Source organism: Streptomyces rubellus (assembly GCF_036323805.1).
Taxonomy (GTDB): Bacteria; Actinomycetota; Actinomycetes; order Streptomycetales; family Streptomycetaceae; genus Streptomyces.
The window spans coordinates 60565-80637 of record NZ_JAZDCX010000001.1; the positions used below are offsets into that span (position 1 = coordinate 60565).

The window sequence follows — 20073 nt, forward strand, 5'->3', positions numbered from 1 at the left end:
TATCCGGGCGGCCCGCCGGCGAAGGGGCGGATTCCGCTCCGGGGAACCGGTTACCGTCTACCCGTCGGTAAGTGCGACGATCGGGTGACAATGGCCCGGCGCGGCCCCGGGGCCGCGCCGTCGCACCGGAAAAGCAGAATCAGGGGAAAACCGCCATGGCAACGGCGCCAAGCGTCTCGAACTCGATGACCATCCGCCTGGAGGTGCCCGCCGGCGGATCGGCGGTGAGCCAGCTCACCACGGCCGTGGAGTCCTCCGGCGGTTCGGTCATCGGCCTGGACGTCACCGCCTCCGGCCACGAACGGCTGCGCATCGACGTCACGATCGCGGCCTCCTCCGTCACCCACGGGGAGGAGATCGTCGCCAAGCTGCGGGACATCGAGGGCATCGCCATCGGCAAGGTCTCCGACCGTACGTTCCTGATGCACCTCGGCGGCAAGATCGAGATGGCATCGAAGCACCCCATTCGCAACCGTGACGACCTGTCCATGATCTACACGCCCGGCGTGGCCCGGGTCTGCACCCAGATCGCTGCCAACCCCGAGGACGCCCGCCGGCTGACCATCAAGCGCAACTCCGTCGCCGTCGTCACCGACGGCTCGGCCGTGCTGGGCCTGGGCAACATCGGGCCGAAGGCCGCGCTGCCGGTCATGGAGGGCAAGGCGGCCCTGTTCAAGCGCTTCGCGGGCATCGACGCCTGGCCGCTGTGCCTGGACACCCAGGACACCGATGCCATCGTCGAGATCGTCAAGGCCGTCGCCCCCGGCTTCGCGGGCATCAACCTGGAGGACATCTCCGCCCCCCGCTGCTTCGAGATCGAGGCGCGGCTGCGCGAGGCCCTGGACATCCCCGTCTTCCACGACGACCAGCACGGCACGGCCATCGTCGTGCTGGCCGCCCTGACCAACGCGCTGCGCGTGGTCGGCAAGGACATCGGGGACGTGCGGGTGGTGATGTCCGGCGCGGGCGCGGCCGGCACCGCCATCCTCAAACTGCTGCTGGCCGCCGGGGTCAAGCACGCGGTGGTCGCCGACATCCACGGCGTGGTGCACGCCGAGCGCGCCGACCTGGTGGACGCCGACCCCGACTCGCCCCTGTGCTGGATCGCCCACCACACCAACCCGGAGGGCCTGACCGGCACCCTGAAGCAGGCGGTCGTCGGCGCCGACGTCTTCGTCGGCGTCTCCGCCCCCGACGTGCTCGGTGCCGAGGACGTGGCCGCGATGGCCGAGGGCGCGATCGTCTTCGCGCTCGCCAACCCGGAGCCGGAGGTGGACCCGGCGATCGCCCGCCAGACCGCGGCGGTCGTGGCCACCGGCCGCTCGGACTTCCCCAACCAGATCAACAATGTGCTGGTCTTCCCCGGTGTGTTCCGTGGCCTGCTCGACGCCCAGGCGCGTACGGTCAACGAGGGCATGATGCTGGCCGCGGCGCGGGCGCTCGCCGATGTGGTGCTGGAGGACGAGCTCAACGCGAACTACGTCATCCCCAGCGTCTTCAACGACAAGGTCGCGGGCGCGGTCGCCGGAGCCGTGCGGGACGCGGCCCGGGCCGAGGGCGAGGTTGTGACGACCGCCACGGCAACCCCGTAACGCCCCTCCGGCGAGTCGGGGACATGGCACCCGGATGGCCCCTTAGTGTTGCGAAAACCGCATCAGGAGTGACTACGAAGGGTGATACCGGCGCGTCACGGGCGCTCTTCGTGCGACCTCACAGGGTGCCGGATTGGCTTTCCGGCCGCGGGTGGAGGCAGGATGCTCTCCCGAGGACCGCGTTCCGGGGCAGCCCCCGCCACGGGCGCGGAGGGTCTGGAAGCAGACCCGGGTCCGGGGACTGTCCGAGGGCCCTGGCAGCATCGGCTTCGATCTCACGCCTCACAGGCAAGAAAGACACGGGAGTACGAATATGAACCGCAGTGAGCTGGTGGCCGCGCTGTCCGAGCGCGCCCAGGTGACCCGCAAGGACGCCGACGCCGTACTGGCCGCGTTCGCCGAGACCGTCGGCGAGGTCGTCGCCAAGGGCGACGAGAAGGTCACCATCCCCGGCTTCCTGACCTTCGAGCGCACCCACCGTGCCGCTCGCACCGCTCGCAACCCGCAGACCGGTGAGCCCATCGAGATCCCGGCCGGGTACAGCGTCAAGGTGTCCGCCGGCTCCAAGCTCAAGGAGGCCGCCAAGGGCCAGTGAGCCCACGGCGCGCGACAGACCGCGACAGACACGGGCGAGGGCGGTCACCCCGGTGGGGGTGACCGCCCTCGCCCGTCTCCGCGCCCGCCCCGCGGGGGCGGGCGCGGTCAGGGGGTGTCGACCCGGGCCCCCAGCGCCGGCAGCTTCTCCATGAAGTTCTCGTAACCCCGGTTGATCAGGTCGATCCCGTGCACCCGGGAGGTGCCCTGGGCCGCCAGGGCGGCGATGAGGTACGAGAAGCCGCCGCGCAGGTCGGGGATCACCAGATCGGAGCCCTGGAGCTTCGTCGGGCCGGACACGACCGCCGAGTGGAGGAAGTTGCGCTGGCCGAAGCGGCACGGCATGCCGCCCAGGCACTCGCGGTAGAGCTGGATGTGCGCGCCCATCTGGTTGAGCGCCTCGGTGAAGCCCAGCCGCGACTCGTACACCGTCTCGTGCACGATCGACAGGCCCGACGCCTGGGTCAGTGCCACGACCAGCGGCTGCTGCCAGTCGGTCTGGAAGCCGGGGTGGACGTCGGTCTCCAGCGCGATGGCGTTGAGCGCGCCGCCCGGGTGCCAGAAGCGGATGCCGTCGTCGTCCACCTCGAAGGCGCCGCCGACCTTGCGGTAGGTGTTCAGGAAGGTCACCATCTCGCGCTGGCTGGCCCCGCGGACGTACACGCTGCCCTCGGTCGCCAGCGCCGCGCTCGCCCAGGAGGCCGCCTCCAGGCGGTCCGGCAGGGCGCGGTGGTTGTAGCCGCCCAGCTTCTCCACACCGGTGACGCGGATCGTCCGGTCGGTGTCCATGGAGATGATCGCGCCCATCTTCTGCAGGACGCAGATGAGGTCCTCGATCTCCGGCTCCACGGCGGCGTTGGAGAGCTCGGTCACCCCCTCGGCCAGCACGGCCGTCAGCAGCACCTGCTCGGTGGAGCCGACCGACGGGTACGGCAGCCTGATCTTGCAGCCGCGCAGCCGCTGCGGGGCCTCCAGGTACTGGCCGTCGGCGCGCTTCTCGATCGTCGCGCCGAACTCGCGCAGCACGTCGAAGTGGAAGTTCACCGGCCGTCCGCCGATGTCGCAGCCGCCCAGACCCGGTATGAAGGCGTGGCCCAGCCGGTGCAGCAGCGGCCCGCAGAACAGGATCGGGATGCGGGACGAGCCCGCGTGGGCGTCGATGTCGGCGACGTTGGCGCTCTCCACGTGCGAGGGGTCGAGCACCAGCTCGCCCGGTTCCTCGCCGCCGCGCACGGTGACGCCGTGCAGTTCCAGCAGGCCGCGGACGACCCGTACGTCGCGGATCTCGGGGACGTTGCGCAGCCGGCTCGGTTCGCTGCCGAGCAGTGCGGCGACCATGGCCTTGGGCACGAGGTTCTTCGCGCCGCGGACTCTGATCTCGCCCTCCAGCGGGGTGCCGCCGTGGACAAGGAGTACGTCGTCAGTGCCGGTCATGGTCCTCGCGTTCCAGATGAGAAGAGAAGTTCGGGGGAAACAAGCCGGGGGGCACTGGGAATGGTAGTGGCCGCGGCGGCACCCGGTGCCTGCACATCGGGACGCGGACGGGCCGCGGTCCGTTCCCTGCGCCGGTGCGCGGGCCCCGCGCGTACGCGCTGTTCCTCCGGCGTTCCCCGGCGTTTCACGGTGTTCCGGACGTTGTGCGGGGTTCGGCTCCCCCGCGGGGGGAGGAATGCGGGATCATTGGGGCATGACCGAGGTGACCTCGCTCACCGGGCGGCTGCTTGTGGCCACCCCGGCGCTGACCGACCCGAACTTCGACCGTGCGGTGGTGCTGCTCCTCGACCACGACGAGGAGGGCTCGCTGGGCATCGTCCTCAACCGGCCGACCCCCGTCGACGTCGGCGACGTGCTGGAGCCCTGGGCCGCCCTCGCGGGGGAGCCGGGTGTGGTTTTCCAGGGCGGGCCCGTCTCGCTGGACGCGGCGCTCGGCGTCGCCGTCATCCCGGGCGCCGAGGGCCCGCTGGGCTGGAGACGGGTCCACGGGGCCATCGGTCTGGTGGACCTGGAGGCACCCCCCGAACTGCTCGCCGCCGAACTGGGCTCGCTGCGGATCTTCGCCGGGTACGCCGGCTGGGGCCCGGGCCAGCTGGAGAGCGAGCTGGAGGAGGGGGCGTGGTACGTGGTGGAGTCCGAGCCCGGCGACGTCTACGCGCCCGACCCCCAGCGGCTGTGGCGGTCGGTGCTGCGCCGCCAGCGCAGTGAGCTGGCGATGGTGGCCACCTATCCGGACGACCCCTCCCTGAACTAGCCGGCCCTCCCTGAACCGGTCGTCCCAGCGGCCGGAGGCCGCGGCCGGGACGGGGACGGCCGGGGGTGCGCGGAGGGGCGCGGAGGGGGGTGCGGCGGGGGCGATCGCAGTACGCTTGGGCCCCATGAGCACTCCTGAGCCCGAGCGCGGGACGGGCACCGGCACCCTCGTCGAGCCCACCCCGCAGGTGTCCCACGGCGATGGCGACCACGAGCGCTTCGCCCACTACGTCCAGAAGGACAAGATCATGGCCAGCGCGCTCGACGGGACTCCCGTCGTGGCGCTGTGCGGCAAGGTCTGGGTCCCGGGGCGCGACCCCAAGAAGTACCCCGTCTGCCCCATGTGCAAGGAGATCTACGAGTCCATGGGTGCCGGCGGAGACGGCAAGGGCGGCAAGGGCAAGGACGGCGGCGGGAAGAAGTAGCGCCGCCCGGCCGTCCGGCCGTCCCGCGCCCCCGGTGCCTTCCGGCGGCCCCCGCGGCACACCCGGTGCGCCGCGGGGGCCGTTCGCGCCCTCGTCCGGCGACAGGTACGGACCTTGCCGGGCGGGGCCGGTGGTCCCTACGCTCCTGCCCAGCCGTGCGGGGCGCAGCGGACGCCGTCGCGCGCGGTGCCGCGCCCGCGTGCGACAGGAGAGCGACGGAAGCATGGGCATGCCCGATCTGGTCCCCCGGCCGCGTTCCGTGACCGCCACCGGCGGCGCGGGCCTCACGCTCGGCCCCGGAACCGCGCTCGACGCCGGTCCCGGCACCGAGGACACCGCCCGCCTGCTGCGCGCCGCGCTCGGCGCGGCCACCGGCCTGCCGCTGCCGCCGCCCGGCGCCGCCGGGGACGGGGGCGTGATCCGGCTGCGGGTGGACGGGACGGTCGCCGCCGCGCTCGGCCCGGAGGGCTACCGGCTGGAGGTGACCGCCGACGGCGCCGAACTCCGCGGCGGCGGGCCCGCCGGGGTCTTCCGGGGCACCCAGACGCTGCGGCAGTTCCTGGGGCCCGACGCGTACCGCCGCGCGCCGCTGCCCGGCCGCGGCGCCCGGTCGCTGCCGCCGGTGCGGATCGAGGACGCGCCCCGCTTCGCCTGGCGCGGTCTCCTGCTCGACGTGGCACGGCACTTCACGCCCAAGGACGGGGTGCTGCGCTGGCTGGACCTGCTCGCCGCGCACCAGCTGAACGTGCTGCACCTGCACCTGACCGACGACCAGGGCTGGCGGCTGGAGATCGAGCGCTTCCCGCGGCTCACCGAGGTCGGTGCCTGGCGGCGGCGGACCCGGATCGGGCACGGCGCCTCCACGCTGTGGGACGAGCGCCCGCACGGCGGGTTCTACACCCACGACGACATCCGCGAGATCGTGGCCTACGCCGCCGAGCGGCACATCACCGTCGTCCCCGAGATCGACATACCCGGCCACTCCCGGGCGGCCATCGCCGCCCACCCGGAGCTGGGCAACACCGACGTGCCGGGCTACACCGCCCCCGAGGTGTGGACGGACTGGGGGATCAGCCCGGACGTGCTGGCCCCGACCGAGGAGGTGCTGCGCTTCTACGAGGGGGTCCTGACCGAGGTGCTGGACCTCTTCCCCGGCGAGTTCGTGCACATCGGCGGCGACGAGTGCCCCCGGGACCAGTGGCGCGCCTCGCGGACCGCGCGGGAGAGGGCGGCGGAGCTGGGCCTGGCGGGGGTGGACGGGCTCCAGGGGTGGTTCACCCGGCACTTCGGCCGCTGGCTGGCCGAGCGCGGCCGCCGACTGGTGGGCTGGGACGAGATCCTGGACGGGATCTCGGAGGACGGCGCGGGCCCGGGGCCCGGCGCGGTGATCACCTCCTGGCGGGGCTACGGCGGCGGGATCGCCGCCGCCCGGGCCGGCCACGACGTGGTGATGTGCCCCGAGCAGCAGGTCTACCTCGACCACCGGCAGGACGGCGGCCCGGACGAGCCGGTGCCCATCGGCTACGTGCGGACCCCGCGCGACGTGTACGCCTTCGAGCCGGTGCCGCCCGAACTGGCCGGCACCGCGGCGGAACGGCATGTACTGGGCGCCCAGGCCAACCTGTGGACCGAGGTCGTGGAGGACCAGCGGCGCGCCGACTACCAGGCCTTCCCCCGGCTGGCCGCCTTCGCCGAGGCGGTGTGGACGCCGCCCGGGGCACGGGACTGGGCGGACTTCGAGGGCCGTATGGACCGCACCCACTACGCCCGCCTGGACGCGCTCGGGGTGGCCTACCGGCCGCCGTCGGGGCCGTATCCCTGGCAGCGCCGCCCCGGCGTCCCCGGGCGCCCGGTCCAGGGGCCGCCGCCGGTCCGCTGAGCGGGGCTCCCGCCCGGACACCCGGAAGGGCCGCCCGGCGGAGAGCCGCATAAAGTGGGTCGCGTGAAACAGGCCGCATAAAATAGCCAAAAGCCTCCCAGGGGTGGCAGGAGGCCCCTGTCGGCGACATCCGCCGAAACCGGGCCATCGGCCAGGTCAGGGACGGAAACCCCCTTCCCGGACCCCCGCACCGGCGGCCCCGCAGAATGTGCCAGAGTTGCCACGTCCGGGTTCCCAGCACGTACCGTACGGCTGGCAGCCGGGACGACCCGGGGAAGGGGCGCTGGATTGAGCACGCACGCACCGCACGCACCACGGGCGGCGCGGCCGGTCATGCTGCCGGCCACGCTCGACGAGGCCGTGGCCGCTCTGGAGGCCACACCCGCCGCCGTGCCGGTGGCGGGCGGCACCGATCTGATGGCGGAGGTCAACTCCGGTCTGCTGAGGCCCGCCGCGCTCGTCGGCCTGGGCCGGATCAGCGAGATCCGCGGCTGGGAGTACCAGGACGGCCACGCCCTGCTCGGCGCGGGCCTCACCCACGCCCGGATGGGCCGCCCCGACTTCGCCGCGCTCATCCCCGCCCTGGCCGCCGCCGCCCGCGCGGCGGGGCCGCCGCAGATCCGCAACGCCGGGACGCTAGGCGGCAACATCGTCACCGCCTCGCCCACCGGCGACTCCCTGCCCGTGCTGGCCGCCCTGGAGGCGACGCTGCTGGTCGCCGGACCGGGCGGGGAGCGCCGGGAGATCCCGGTGAGCCATCTGCTGACGGGGATGGAGATGCTGGCGCCCGGCGAGGTCGTCGGCTACGTCCGGGTGCCGCTGCTGCACGCCCGGCAGATCTTCCTCAAGGCCACCGGGCGGACCGGCCCCGGGCGGGCGCTGGCCTCGGTCGCCGTCGTGCTCGACCCGGTCCGGCGCGGGGTGCGCTGCGCGGTCGGCGCCGTCGCGCCGATGCCGCTGCGGCCGGTGGAGGCCGAGGAGTGGGTCGCCTCGCTCGTCGACTGGGACGGCCAGCGGGCCCTGGCCCCCGAGGTGCTCACCGCCTTCGGCGACTATGTCGCCATGGCCTGCATCCCCGATCCCCCGGTACCCGAGGACGGGGGGGAACCCGCCGTACTTCCGCCCGCGGCGCTGCACGTGCGGCGTACGGTTGCCACACTGGCCCGCCGGGGACTCGGGAGGGCACTCGCATGAGCGACGACCAGCAGCGGCCGCACCGGCCGGACCAGGCGGACCGGCCGGACCGTCCCGTGCCGCCGTCGGCGCCCGAGGGCGGCTGGGGCGGCGAGTACGACGGGGACGCCACCGCGTTCATCCAGCTTCCCGGGAACGTGACCGGGCAGTACGGACCCGGGTACGCCGGGCCCGGCGGCACTCCCGAGCCGCTCGCCGCGCCGGGCACCGGACAGGGCTGGACCCCGCCCGTCATCGACCCCCGGCAGACCCCCGGCGACCGGCCGGCCGAGGTTCCGGCGGCCGGTGCCGACCCGGCGGTGCCCGGGCAGTGGACGATGCCGTTCGCCGGCGGCCAGGCGGCGTACGGGACCGAGGCGGGCGGGGAGCCCCCGCGGTCCCGGCAGCAGCAGTACCCGCCGGAGCCGGGGGCGGCCGCCGCCATGGGGCAGGGCGCCGCCGCGGCGCTGGCGGGCTCGCACGAGGCCCGCACCCAGCAGCGCCGGCCACTGGGCGAGGGCCCCGCGCGGGAGCACGGGGCGCCGGACACCGGGGACGTCGCCTCCGGCGGCACCCCCGGCGGCACGGACTGGAGCACGGCGCCCGCGCCCGGCGCGACCGGCCAGTGGTCGATCCCGTTCGCGGCGGCCGGCAGCCCGGACGACTCGGGCGAGTACCTGGCCTCCACGGTGGCGGGGCAGCCCGCCGACGGGCCGGGGTCCGCCCGGGAGCCCCACCGGGAGGAGCCGGAGGGCCGGGAGGCCGAGCACACCCGCACCGCCCCGGAGGAGCCGCGGCCCGCCGACCACCCCGCCGGACCGGAGGCCCCGGAAGCCGGCCCGGAGCCCGGGCCGGAAGCCGCCGCGGAGCCGGGCATCCCGGACGTCCCGGAGCCCTCCGCCGTCGACAGCGAGCACCCGCACGTCTCGTACGTCCTGCGGGTCAACGGGGCCGACCGGCCGGTGGCCGACGCCTGGATCGGCGAGTCCCTGCTCTACGTGCTGCGCGAGCGCCTCGGTCTGGCCGGGGCCAAGGACGGCTGCTCGCAGGGGGAGTGCGGCGCCTGCTCCGTCCAGGTGGACGGCCGGCTGGTCGCCTCCTGCCTGGTGCCCGCCGCGACCGCCGCCGGCTCCGAGGTCCGCACCGTCGAGGGGCTGGCCGAGAACGGCATGCCCTGCGACGTGCAGCGGGCGCTCGCCGCCCACGGTGCCGTGCAGTGCGGTTTCTGCGTGCCGGGCATGGCGATGACCCTGCACGACCTGCTGGAGGGCAACCACGACCCGACCGAGCTGGAGGCGCGCCGGGCGCTCAGCGGCAACCTCTGCCGCTGCTCCGGCTACCGGGGCGTGCTCGACGCCGTCCGCACGGTCGTCGCCGAGCGGGAGGCCCGCTCGGAGGAGGCCCGGTCGGCCCGGGAGGACGGGCATCCCGCGGACCCCGGCGGGGACAGACCCGGGTCCGCCGCCGCGGACGGGACCGGCACGGTGACCGGGGAGGTGGTCGGCGGAACGGCCGGCAACGGCTCCCGTGTCCGGATCCCGCACCAGGCCGGACCGCTTCCGGACGGACCGCCGCCCCGGCACCGTCCGCCCCACGACTCCCATCTGCCGCAGGACGGAGGCGCGCAGTGAGCAGCGACGCGGTGACCGCCACCCCGGCCGGAGGGACGCACCTCACCGGCGCCGCCCGGGGGACTGGGCCGGAGGCCGGGCCGCAGCACGGACTCGGCGCCTCGCTCCCGCCCGCCGACGCGTTCGCCAAGGTCCAGGGCACCTTCCCGTACGCCGCCGACCTGTGGGCCGAGGGACTGCTGTGGGCGGCCGTGCTGCGCTCCCCCCACCCGCACGCCCGCATCGTCTCCGTCGACACCTCGCCGGCCGCCGAGATGCCCGGGGTGCGGGCCGTCATCACCCACGAGGACGTGCCCGGCGAGGCCACCCACGGCCGCCGGGTCGCCGACCGGCCCGCCTTCGCCCGTGACGTGGTGCGCCACCACGGCGAGCCCATCGCCGCCGTCGCCGCCGACCACCCCGACACCGCCCGGCTGGCCGCCGCCGCGATCACGGTCGAGTACGAGGTGCTGGAGCCGGTCACCGACCCGGAGAAGGCCTTCGAGGCCGACCCCGTCCACCCCGACGGCAACCTGATCCGGCACATCCCGCTGCGCTTCGGCGACGAGACCGCCACCGGCGAGGTGGTCGTCGAGGGCCTGTACCGCATCGGCCGCCAGGATCCCGCCCCCATCGGCGCCGAGGCCGGGCTCGCCGTGCCCCGCACCGACGGCGGTGTGGAGATCTACACCGCCTCCACCGACCCGCACACCGACCGCGAACTGGCCGCCGCCTGCTTCGGTCTCCACCCCGAGCAGGTCAAGATCGTGGTCACCGGCGTCCCCGGTGCCACGGCCGACCGCGAGGACCTGAGCGTGCAGCTCCCCCTGGGGCTGCTGGCGATGCGCACCGGCTGCCCGGTCAAGCTCGCCGCCAACCGCGAGGAGTCCTTCCTCGGCCACGCCCACCGCCACCCCACGCTGCTGCGCTACCGCCACCACGCCGACACCGAGGGCCGGCTGGTCAAGGTCGAGGCGCAGATCCTGCTGGACGGGGGCGCCTACGCCGACGACTCCGCCGACGCGCTGGCCGCCGCCGTCGCCTTCGCCGCGGGTCCGTACGTGGTGCCGCACGCGGTGATCGACGGCTGGGCGGTCCGCACGAACAACCCGCCCTCGGGCCATGTGCGCGGCGAGGGCGCGATGCAGGTGTGCGCCGCCTACGAGGGCCAGATGGACAAGCTCGCCGCCCGGCTGGGCATGGACCCGGTCGAACTGCGGATGCGCAACGTCATGGCCACCGGCGACCTGCTGCCCACCGGGCAGAGCGTCACCTGCCCGGCGCCCGTCGCCGAGCTGCTGCGCGCGGTGCGCGAGGCGCCGCTGCCGCCGCTGCCCAAGGACAGCCCGGAGGAGGACTGGCTGCTGCCGGGCGGCCCGGAGGGCGCGGGCGAGCCGGGCGCGGTGCGCCGCGGGGTCGGCTTCGCGCTGGGCATGGTCCACATGCTGGGGGCGGAGGGCACCGACGAGGTGTCCACGGCCACGGTGAAGGTGGACGGGCCCGTGGCGACGGTGATGTGCGCCGCCGTGGAGACCGGCCAGGGCTTCACCACCCTGGCCCGGCAGATCGTGCAGGAGGTCCTCGGCGTCGAGGAGGTGCACGTCGTCGCGGTGGACACCGACCAGCCCCCGGCCGGGCCCGGCGCGCGCGGCCGGCACACCTGGGTCTCGGGCGGCGCGGTGGAGCGTGCCGCCCGGATGGTCCGCACCCAGCTCCTCCAGCCGCTGGCCGCGAAGTTCGGGATGTCCACCGAGCTGCTGACCGTCGCCGACGGCAAGATCACCTCGTACGACGGGGTGCTCAGCACCACCGTCGCCGAGGCGCTGGAGGGCAAGGAGCTGTGGGCCACCGCCCAGTGCCGTCCGCACCCCACCGAGCCGCTGGACGACACCGGCCAGGGCGACGCCTTCGTGAGCCTGGCCTTCGCCGCGATCCGGGCCGTGGTGGACGTGGACGTGGAACTCGGCGCGATCCGGGTGGTGGAGATGACCGTCGCCCAGGACGTGGGCCGGGTCCTGAACCCGCAGCAGGTGCGCGCCCGGATCGAGGCCGGCGTCACCCAGGGGGTGGGCGCGGCGCTCACCGAGCACCTGCGGGTGTCCAAGGGGGTCGTACGCCACCCGGACCTGACGGCCTATCCGCTGCCGACCGCGCTGGACGCCCCGGAGGTGCGGATCGCCGAACTGGTCGAGGAGCGCGACGTGGTGGCCCCCTTCGGGGCGAAGTCGGTGAGCGCGGTCCCGGTGGTGGTCTCCCCGGCGGCGGTGGCCGCGGCGGTGCGCGCGGCCACCGGGCGGCCGGTCAACCGGCTGCCGATCCGGCCGCAGGCCGCGGTGATGACTCCGTAGGACGGCGGGCGGCGGCGGGACGGCGTCACCAGTCGTCGTCGGGCCCCCGGGTTTCCGACCGCAGATGGGCGGCGACGGCGAGGCCGGCCGCCAGCAGGACGACGTTCTTGAGGACGTACTGGCCCGCCATCGTGGGAAAGGCGACGCTGCCGTCCCACATCTCGCCGGGCAGTACGACCAGGGCCGAGAGCGTACCGGCCATGTGGACGAAGAAGACGAACAGGGTCAGCCGCAGCAGCAGCCCGGTGACCAGCCCGGCGCCGATCAGCATCTCCATCATGGCCAGCAGCGGCCGGGACAGGTCGGCCGGGACGCGGTCGGCGGTCAGGGCGCTCATGACCCGGGTGGCCAGGTCCTCGGCGGGACTGAACCCGGGCAGGAGCTTCAGGGCGCCGAACCAGACGAACAGCAGCCCGACCGACACCCGCAGCACGGTGAAGCTGTGCCGCCGGCAGAACGCGGGCAGGGCGCGCGGCCCGCGCCGGGGCCGGGGCTCCCGGAAGGTGAGGCCGCTCACCACCGTCCCCGTCAGCACCTTCGCGCCGGCCGGGGGAGCGGGCACCGGGGGCTCCGCGGGGACGGCGACGCCCCGCTTCCGCCTCACGACCGCCCTCCCGGGCGGGGTGTCCGGCGGGGGGCGGCGGGCCGGTGGGGGTGACATCGTTGTCTGTTCAACCGGTTCGGGGGCCGGTCCGGTTCGGTGACGGAACGCGGACTCGTGGTGGGGCACAAGTCGGGTCTCATGGCTTCCTCCGGCGGGAGAACGATGCCGATGGTGGAGAGTGGGAGCGCTCCCATGCATCGCTGAGCGGAATGTAGGGGCGTGAGCAGCATCTGACAAGACAAGCTGCGTGCTGTGTTTCGGCCTTGATGGGAGCGCTCCCGTAATCCGTCGACCGGTGTCCGCACAGCGGCGGTCCGCCGGGATGCGAGGTGTGTCCCGCTCCGCGCGCAAAACGCCACGCGCCGTCCGCCGGGCTCGTGGTACGCGGCGCGCTTCGGGGCTCAGCGTGAGGGGATAGCGACCTCGGGAAACACCGGTGTCCGGCTGTGGCTGCGGGTCGCGGAACAGGGCCCGGCCGGGAACGGACCGTCGAACTCGCCCACGGGCTCCGTCGCGAGCTGCCGGCGCTCGATGTCGCCGAGGTGGTCCCGGCGGAGGGGGAACCACCGCCGGGCGCCAGGTCGGGCACCGCGCCGGCGCTGGGCGGCCTGCTGGTCGTACCGGCCCGGCCGGAGCTGCTGTCGTCCGTGGCAGCGGTCGTCGGGGCCCGGGTGGCGGGCCGGGGCGGCCGGGTCCCGGCCGTTCGGAGTCGCGGTGCCGGCGGGGTGGCTCCTGTGCGGTGCCGCGTACACGGTGACGGCCTTCCGGCAGCTCGGGACGGACGCCGTGTCGCCCGTCGCCCTCGCCTGCGCCCCGCTCGCCCTATCGGTCACCGCCGTCCGCCTCGCCCGGCGCGGAGCCGTCCGGACGTGACCAGGGCCGCGTCTGCGGGAACGGGGCGGCCGCCGGGGAGGTCTTGGCGAGGTCGGCGCCGGTGTGGGCGTCCAGGCGCGTGGCGTCGGGGCCGTACCAGTCCAGGCACATCACCGTCGCGTCGTCCCGGAGCTCGCCGCGGTTGGCGTCCAGGACGGCCATGGTCAGCACCTGGACCGTCTCCCGGGGGTGGAGGTGTCCGGTGTCCGCCAGCAGGGCGGGCAGGTCGGCCGCACCGGAGCCCCGGTCCTGCATGCCGTCGGTGAGGATGACGAGCCGGTCGCCCGGCCGCAGGGACAGCTCCTGGACCCGGTAGGTGTGCGGGACGCGCACCCCGAACGGGAGGTCGATGCCCAGCCCCAGCTCCTCCACCCGGCCGTCCCGCAGCCGCAGCGGCCAGGGGTGCCCGGCGTTGACGAGCCGGACCCGGCCGTCGTTCAGCTCCACGCGGAGCAGCAGCCCGGTCGCCAGCGCGCCGCCGCTGTGCTCGACCATGGCCCGGTGGGCGCTCTCGGCCTGCTCGGCCAGGTCGCGGCCCGCCCGGCGGGCGCCGCGCAGCGCCCCGAGCAGCAGGGAGGCCAGCAGGGCGGCCTGTACGTCGTGGCCCATCGCGTCGGTGACGGACAGGTGCAGGGTGCCGCGGTCCAGGGCGTAGTCGAAGGTGTCGCCGCCGACGTTGCCCGCCGGCTCCAGGGCCCCGGCCACCGCGAACTGGTCGGCCTCGCAGGCCAGCGAGGAGGGCAGCAGGTTGTGCTGGATCTCGGCGGCCAGACTGAGGGGGGTGGTGCGCCGCCCCCACTGGTACAGGTCGGTGAAGCGCTGGTTGGCGATGACGATGTAGGCCAGGGTGTGGGCGGCCCGGCTGATCTCCCGCAGCGTCCTGGGCGAGGGGCCGGCCGGAATCCGCACCTCCAGCAGCCCTATGGAGTCCCCCCGGTTGGTGACCGGGGCGATCACCCGCTGCCCGCCGTCCCCGTCGACGGAGTCCGCCAGCCGCAGCCGCTGGGTGCGGAGCACGTCGCCGTAGACGCTGCCGTACAGCGGGACGCGTTCCACGCTCTCCCCGGTGCCCACCTCGCCCGCCGTGCTCAGCCGCACCACCGACTGGCCCGCCAGATCGGTGATCAGGAAGGACACCGAGGTGGCGCCGAAGCGCCGTCTGAGCTCCTGGGCCACCACGTCCACCGACTCCACCGGCGCGGCCGTCTCGGCCGCCGCCAGGATCCCGGTGTGCGTACGCCTCTCGGTGTCGTACTCGACCGCCATCACCAACTCCCTCACCAGGAGACACGTTCTTGCCCGCCGCGCGTCGCCGGCCGGCTCCGTACAGGTCCGTACGCCCCGGCTGCTCGCTTCGCCGCTCGCCACGGGTGGGGGGCCGGTGCCGGGGCGGGGCACCGGGGTGGCGGTTCCGTCTCCGGCCGGGGAGGGCGCTACCCGGGGTCCGGATACGACGGGGGCGGTACGGCCGCCCGGCCGCCGCGGCGGCCGGGTCCGTCCGGCCCGCCGGTCACGCCGGGTGACCGGTGGCGGACGGGACGGTCACGGAGGGGAGGTCCGTACGCCGTCTCCCGCCGTGCCCGGGACTTCGGTGGCGCCCCGGGCACGGACACTCGCGAGTGGTCCATGAGCCGCCTCCTCACCCCCGGCGGGCGGGGCTCCCGGGAGGGGACCCACGACCGTGCCGAACCGAACGTGCCAACAGTTCGCTCGTAACCCGTTGTAGCGGGCCAAAACCAGCCGCCGGTCCCGGAGCCGCCCCGAGGGCGGGGTTCCGCCTCCCGCCACCCCGGCCGTCGCGGGAGACGCCGGCCCCCGCCCCGTCGGCCGGAATCCCGGGCGGGAGCGCCGCGTGCGGCCGCCGGTCGCCTTCCCTCGGCCCGAGGGTCTGGGGAGGCAAGGGCACAGGAGCGCCCCGCCACCGGGCGGGCCCCGGCCGGTGTGTTCCTAGAGCTCCTCGAAGGCAGGGTCGTCGAAGGCCGCCAGCAGGCTGTCGACGGTGAGCCCCTCCCGCGCCTCCGGAGCCTCCCGCGGGGCCCCGCCCGGAGGCCGCCCGAGGGGTTGCTCGGCCCAGATGACCTTGCCGCGGTCGGTGTACCGGGTGCCCCAGCGCGCGGTGAGCTGGGCGACCAGGAACAGCCCGCGGCCCCCCTCGTCGTGGAGGGCGGCGCGGCGCATGTGGGGCGAGGTGCTGCTGCCGTCGGACACCTCGCAGATCAGCGAGCGGTCACGGATCAGCCGCAGCCGGATGGGGCCGTCGGCGTGCCGGAGGGCGTTGGAGAGCAGCTCGCTGACCACCAGCTCGGTGGTGAAGGCCGCGTCGGACAGGCCCCACTCGGCCAGCTGCCGCCCGGCGGCGGCGCGCAGGGCCGGAACGGCGGACGTCTCGGGGGGCACCTCCCAGCTCGCCACGGACCCGGCGGGCAGCGCGCGGGTGCGGGCCACCAGCAGGGTGACGTCGTCGCCGGCGCCCGGGGTGGGCAGGGTGCCCAGCACCGTCCCGCAGGTATCCTCGGCGGACCGGCCGGCGCGGGAGAGGGCGGCGCGCAGCTGTTCCAGGGAGAGGTCGATGTCCCGGTTGCGGTCCTCGACGAGCCCGTCGCTGTAGAGGACGAGCCGGCTGTCCTCCGGCAGGTGCAGCTCGCAGGTCTCGAAGGGCAGACCGCCCAGACCGAGCGGCGGGCAGGCGGGCACGTCGGCGAAGTACACCCGGCCGTCGGGCTCGACCACGGCGGGCAGCGGATGGCCGGCGCGGGCCATGGTGCACACCCGGGAGACCGGGTCGTAGACGGCGTACAGGCAGGTGGCCCCGGTGGCCTCGGTCTCGCCCGGAGCCGCCGTGCCGCCCTGGTCCAGGGGCTGGTCGAGGCTGATCACCAGATCGTCGAGCCGGGCGAGGAGTTCGTCCGGGGCCAGGTCGAGGGCGGCGAGGTTCTGCACCGCGGTGCGCAGCCGCCCCATGGTGACGGCGGCGTGCAGCCCGTGGCCGACGACGTCGCCGAGGACCAGGGCGACCCGCGCCCCGGACAGCGGGATGACGTCGAACCAGTCACCGCCCACCCCGCCGGTCTCGGCCTGGGCGGGCAGATAGCGGTGGGCGGTCTCCACGGCAGTCAGCTCGGGCAGGGCGCGCGGCAGCAGACTGCGCTGGAGGGTGAGCGCCACGGTGTGCTCGCGGGTGTAGCGCCGGGCGTTGTCCAGGCTCAGGGCCGCGCGGGTGGCCAGCTCCTCGGCGAGGGCCAGGTCGTCGTCCCCGAAGGGCTCGGGCTGGTCGCAGCGGTAGAAGGTGGCCACGCCCAGAGTGGTGCCGCGGGCGAGCAGCGGGACGGCGACCAGCGAGTGGGCGCCCTGGGCGAGGAGCTGCTTGACGCGCACCGGGTCCTGGGCCTGCCAGCCGGGGGCGGTGTGCAGGTCCTCCTCCAGCACCGCCCGTTCGCCCGCCAGGCAGCGGGCCTGCGGTGCGGCCGGTATGAAGTCGACCGGACCGCCCGCCGGGTACAGGGGGAAGTCCGCGCGGACGCCGTGGAGGGCCGCCCGGTGCAGGCTTCCTCCCGCCGGGGTCCCCGCCGCGCCGCCCGGTTCCTCGCCGCGCAGCACGGGCTCCAGCAGGTCCACCGTGGCGAAGTCCGCGAGGTCGGGCACCGCGGTACGGGCCAGCTCCTCGGCGGTACGGGTGACGTCGAGAGTGGTGCCGATGTGCGCGGCGGCCTTGGACAGCAGCGCCAGCCGCCGGCGCGCCGCGACCGCCAGACGGCCCACGCCCGGCTCTCCCACGGCGAGCAGCCAGGCGTCGCCCGGCCGCCCGCCCGTACCCGCCGGGCCGGCCGTACCCGCCGTGTCCGGCGTACCGGCCGTGTCCGGCGTACCGGACGGCTCCGCAGGCGGAACCGGAACCGCCGGAACCGTCGGACGGCCGGTGAACGGCGGGGTGAGGAGCCGGCCCGGGGACCGGGGCGACCGGGGCGAGCCGTCGGGCAGCAGCACCTCGACGGCGAGCCCGTCGACATCGGAGCCCCCGAAGGGGGCCTCCACCGGCCGGGTCAGCAGGGTGACCGTCCGGCCGTCGGGAAGGGCGACGTCGACGGCGGCCCGGTGCGACGACGCGATGAGCTCGGCGGCCCGCTCCCGCAGCAGGAGCCGCGCCTCGCGCCCCAGCACCCGGTCGGACAGCGAGCCGGGTCCGTCCAGCGGCCCCCGGAGTCCGACGCCCGACCGCCCCCGCTCCGAGGCCCGCAGATATGCCTGGAGCAGGGCGCGCTCCCGCTGTCCGGCCTGCTCCAGCAACCGCTGCTCGACCGCGTGCCCGGCCCGGATCATCAGGATCTCCACATCGGGGTCGGTCTCGGCGAGCTCCCCGATGAAGTCGATGACGCCCTCCATGCGCCCGCTGAGCGGATTGCGGATGGGCACGGCCACGCACACGTGCGACTGGGAGCGCTCACCGAAGTGCTCGGCGCCCAGGACCCGTACGGGGCGCCGCTCCACCAGCGCCAGCCCCAGCCCGCCGGTGCCGACCAGATGCTCGGGGAAGCAGAATCCGGGTGCCTCGTGGGAGGCGTCGAGCCGGCGGTTCATGTCCGGCTCGCCGACCCGGCGCTGGAGCTTCTTGCCCCGGTCGTCGGCGAGGAACACGCTCGCCCGGGTGCCGGCGATCCGCGACTCCAGCCAGTCGAGCACCGGCCCGGCGGCGTGGACGAGCCGGCTGTCCGGGTCGAGGTCGGGATCGTAGGCCGGCTCGATCCGCCCCGGGTCGATCCCCAGGGCGCGGGAGCGCTGCCAGGAACTGAGGATGGAGCGCCGGGCACCCCCGGTGACCAGCTCACCGGTGAGGAACCGGGCACGGGCGCGGGAGGCGGCCCTGTCCAGGTCGTCCCACTCCCTGTGGGCCATGGTGGATCACCGTCCTCACGGGACGTCTGCGCGGGCCGCCGGAGGTGCTTCCGCGGAGCGGGAGCCGACGGTGTCGATACCTGCCGAAAGTATAGTTTCGATATTAAAAACACAAGATTTCTCCCCCGTATTCGCAGGACGCGGAAACCGGTCGCGGAAACGGCCCGGCGGATCCCGGGAAACGGCGGGGGACCAGGACCGACGACCGATCCGGTCTCCGTCCCCCGACAGGTGTCAGTGTCAGGAACGGGTCTTACGCTGACCCGCATGAGCACACCCGACGACGATCCCGGCGCCGCCTTCGAGGGCGCCGTGCTCGGCAAGGCCGCCCCGGCCGCCACCACCCCCGCCCCCGCCACCGTCCCCGTCGCGGACCCGGCCCCCGCCGCGGACCCGGTCCCGGCCCCGGCCGCCGCGCCGGAGGGGGCGGGCGGGGTGCTCGGCCGCACCCACCGGGCGCTGACCCTGGGCATCGTCACCGTCGTCCTGCTCATCGCCTTCGAGGCGACCGCCGTCGGCACGGCCATGCCGGTGGCCGCCGACCGGCTCGACGGGATCGCGTTGTACGCGTTCGCCTTCTCCGCCTATTTCACGACCAGCCTGGTGGCGATGGTCGTCTCCGGTCAGTGGTGCGACCGCGCCGGCCCCCTGCCGCCGCTTGCCGCCGGGATCGGCTCCTTCGCGGCCGGACTGCTGCTGTCGGGCACGGCGGCGGCCATGTGGGTCTTCGTCCTGGGCCGCGCGGTGCAGGGCATCGGCGGCGGGCTGGTGATCGTCGCGCTGTACGTCACCGTCAGCCGCGCCTACCCCGGGCATCTGCAGCCCACCGTGATGGCCGCCTTCGCCGCCTGCTGGGTGGTCCCCTCCGTGGTGGGACCGCTGATCGCCGGGACGGTCACCGAGCAGTTCGGCTGGCGCTGGGTGTTCCTGGGCATCCCGGCCCTGGTCGCCCTGCCGGTCGCGGTCATGCTCCCGGCCCTGCGCCGCGCCGCCGCCGGACCGCCGCCCGGCGGGGCGCGCCCGGTGGACCGGCGGCGCACCCGGCTGGCGGTCACGGTGGCCGCGGGTGCCGGGCTGCTGCAGTACGCCGGGCAGGACCTGCGCTGGCTCTCGCTGGTGCCCGCCGCCCTCGGCGCCGCCCTGCTGGTGCCCGCCGCGCTCGGCCTGCTGCCGCGCGGCACCTTCCGCGCCGCGCGCGGGCTGCCGACGGTGGTGCTGATGCGCGGCGTCGCCTCCGGGTCGTTCATCGTCGCCGAGAGCTTCGTGCCGCTGATGCTCGTCACCCAGCGCGGGCTGTCGGTGACCCAGGCCGGCCTCTCGCTCGCGGCGGGCGGCGCCACCTGGGCGCTGGGCTCCTACGTCCAGGCCCGGCCGCGCATGGAACCGCACCGGGAGCGGCTGGTGCGCGCCGGGATGGTGCTGGTGACCGCCGGGATCGCGGTCACCCCACTGGTGCTGGTGGCGGCCGTCCCGGTGTGGGTCGCGATCGTCGCGCAGGCCGTGGCCTGCTTCGGCATGGGGACGGTGATCTCCTCCACCAGCGTGCTGCTGCTGAAGCTGTCGAGGCCCCACGAGGCGGGCACCAACTCCGCCGCCCTCCAGCTCAGCGACGGCCTGTCCAACGTCGTGCTGCTCACCGCCTGCGGCGCGGTGTTCGCTGCGCTGGGCGGCGGCGCGGTGCGCACCGGCCACGCGGCGGCGGAGGCGGTGGGCGCCGCCGGGATCTCCCACCCGCTCGCGTTCGCCGCCGTCTACCTCCCGGCGGCCGCGGTCGCCCTAGCGGGCGCGCTGGTGGCGGGGCGGCTGCGCGCGGAAGGATGATCTGGTACCAGATTGGT

General features: G+C 75.2%; 13 protein-coding genes. 9 read left to right on the forward strand and 4 right to left on the reverse strand.

Annotation, left to right across the window (positions count from 1 at the left end):
- The first annotated feature begins 155 nt into the window (after window positions 1-155).
- Together V1L54_RS00230 and V1L54_RS00235 are read left to right on the forward strand one after the other, a co-directional pair.
- Window positions 156-1592 (forward strand): NAD-dependent malic enzyme, encoded by a 1437-nt coding sequence (locus V1L54_RS00230; protein WP_330115734.1) that lies wholly within the window; start codon window positions 156-158, stop codon window positions 1590-1592.
- Between the two features lie 313 nt (window positions 1593-1905).
- Window positions 1906-2187 carry an HU family DNA-binding protein gene (locus tag V1L54_RS00235; RefSeq protein WP_100205219.1) on the forward strand — a complete coding sequence of 94 codons (282 nt, stop codon included), beginning with the start codon at window positions 1906-1908 and terminating at the stop codon, window positions 2185-2187.
- A 107-nt stretch (window positions 2188-2294) separates the two neighbouring features.
- Here the strand turns inward: V1L54_RS00235 and murA are convergent, their stop codons facing one another.
- The gene (gene murA / locus V1L54_RS00240; RefSeq protein ID WP_330115735.1) at window positions 2295-3620 is read right to left on the reverse strand and encodes a UDP-N-acetylglucosamine 1-carboxyvinyltransferase; all 1326 of its coding nucleotides are present in this window, start codon (window positions 3618-3620) and stop codon (window positions 2295-2297) included.
- A 253-nt stretch (window positions 3621-3873) separates the two neighbouring features.
- Here murA and V1L54_RS00245 point away from each other — a divergent pair, with 253 nt between their 5' ends.
- The 6 genes from V1L54_RS00245 (at window position 3874) to V1L54_RS00270 (ending at window position 11868) form a co-directional block, all read left to right on the forward strand.
- A complete protein-coding gene (locus tag V1L54_RS00245) occupies window positions 3874-4434 on the forward strand; it encodes a YqgE/AlgH family protein (protein ID WP_330115736.1) in 561 nt (186 codons plus the stop codon).
- A 124-nt stretch (window positions 4435-4558) separates the two neighbouring features.
- Window positions 4559-4858, forward strand: coding sequence for a DUF3039 domain-containing protein (locus V1L54_RS00250; RefSeq protein WP_330115737.1), 300 nt, complete (start codon window positions 4559-4561; stop codon window positions 4856-4858).
- A gap of 229 nt (window positions 4859-5087) precedes the next feature.
- Window positions 5088-6737 (forward strand): beta-N-acetylhexosaminidase, encoded by a 1650-nt coding sequence (locus V1L54_RS00255; protein WP_330116100.1) that lies wholly within the window; start codon window positions 5088-5090, stop codon window positions 6735-6737.
- A gap of 333 nt (window positions 6738-7070) precedes the next feature.
- On the forward strand, window positions 7071-7931 hold the full coding sequence (locus tag V1L54_RS00260; protein ID WP_330116101.1) for an FAD binding domain-containing protein: 861 nt from the start codon (window positions 7071-7073) through the stop codon (window positions 7929-7931).
- Window positions 7928-9541 (forward strand): 2Fe-2S iron-sulfur cluster-binding protein, encoded by a 1614-nt coding sequence (locus V1L54_RS00265; RefSeq protein ID WP_330115738.1) that lies wholly within the window; start codon window positions 7928-7930, stop codon window positions 9539-9541. Before V1L54_RS00260 ends, V1L54_RS00265 begins: the two co-directional genes overlap by 4 nt.
- The gene (locus V1L54_RS00270; RefSeq protein ID WP_330115739.1) at window positions 9538-11868 is read left to right on the forward strand and encodes a xanthine dehydrogenase family protein molybdopterin-binding subunit; all 2331 of its coding nucleotides are present in this window, start codon (window positions 9538-9540) and stop codon (window positions 11866-11868) included. Before V1L54_RS00265 ends, V1L54_RS00270 begins: the two co-directional genes overlap by 4 nt.
- A 25-nt stretch (window positions 11869-11893) precedes the next feature.
- On the opposite strand, the gene V1L54_RS00275 is transcribed toward V1L54_RS00270, so the two are convergent.
- The 3 genes from V1L54_RS00275 to V1L54_RS00285 form a co-directional block, all read right to left on the reverse strand.
- Window positions 11894-12472, reverse strand: coding sequence for a DoxX family protein (locus V1L54_RS00275; RefSeq protein ID WP_330115740.1), 579 nt, complete (start codon window positions 12470-12472; stop codon window positions 11894-11896).
- An 822-nt stretch (window positions 12473-13294) separates the two neighbouring features.
- Window positions 13295-14611: a PP2C family protein-serine/threonine phosphatase gene (locus tag V1L54_RS00280; protein WP_330116102.1), complete on the reverse strand. Its 1317-nt coding sequence runs from the start codon at window positions 14609-14611 to the stop codon at window positions 13295-13297.
- Window positions 14612-15292: 681 nt separating this feature from the next.
- Window positions 15293-18235, reverse strand: a complete 2943-nt coding sequence (locus V1L54_RS00285; protein ID WP_330115741.1) for a SpoIIE family protein phosphatase — start codon at window positions 18233-18235, stop codon at window positions 15293-15295.
- 267 nt (window positions 18236-18502) lie between these two features.
- Here V1L54_RS00285 and V1L54_RS00290 point away from each other — a divergent pair, with 267 nt between their 5' ends.
- Entirely contained in the window at window positions 18503-20056 is a 1554-nt protein-coding gene (locus tag V1L54_RS00290; protein WP_330115742.1) for an MFS transporter, read from the forward strand.
- The last annotated feature ends 17 nt before the right edge of the window (window positions 20057-20073 follow it).

Bases quoted from the DNA above. Each gene is read 5' to 3' on its own strand.
- V1L54_RS00255 (WP_330116100.1), top strand. From the start codon at position 5,088: ATGCCCGATCTGGTCCCCCGGCCGCGTTCCGTGACCGCCACCGGCGGC.
- V1L54_RS00285 (WP_330115741.1), bottom strand. From the start codon at position 18,235: ATGGCCCACAGGGAGTGGGACGACCTGGACAGGGCCGCCTCCCGCGCC.
- V1L54_RS00290 (WP_330115742.1), top strand. From the start codon at position 18,503: ATGAGCACACCCGACGACGATCCCGGCGCCGCCTTCGAGGGCGCCGTG.
- V1L54_RS00260 (WP_330116101.1), top strand. From the start codon at position 7,071: ATGCTGCCGGCCACGCTCGACGAGGCCGTGGCCGCTCTGGAGGCCACA.
- V1L54_RS00230 (WP_330115734.1), top strand. From the start codon at position 156: ATGGCAACGGCGCCAAGCGTCTCGAACTCGATGACCATCCGCCTGGAG.
- murA (WP_330115735.1), bottom strand. From the start codon at position 3,620: ATGACCGGCACTGACGACGTACTCCTTGTCCACGGCGGCACCCCGCTG.
- V1L54_RS00250 (WP_330115737.1), top strand. From the start codon at position 4,559: ATGAGCACTCCTGAGCCCGAGCGCGGGACGGGCACCGGCACCCTCGTC.
- V1L54_RS00245 (WP_330115736.1), top strand. From the start codon at position 3,874: ATGACCGAGGTGACCTCGCTCACCGGGCGGCTGCTTGTGGCCACCCCG.
- V1L54_RS00280 (WP_330116102.1), bottom strand. From the start codon at position 14,611: ATGGCGGTCGAGTACGACACCGAGAGGCGTACGCACACCGGGATCCTG.
- V1L54_RS00235 (WP_100205219.1), top strand. From the start codon at position 1,906: ATGAACCGCAGTGAGCTGGTGGCCGCGCTGTCCGAGCGCGCCCAGGTG.
- V1L54_RS00265 (WP_330115738.1), top strand. From the start codon at position 7,928: ATGAGCGACGACCAGCAGCGGCCGCACCGGCCGGACCAGGCGGACCGG.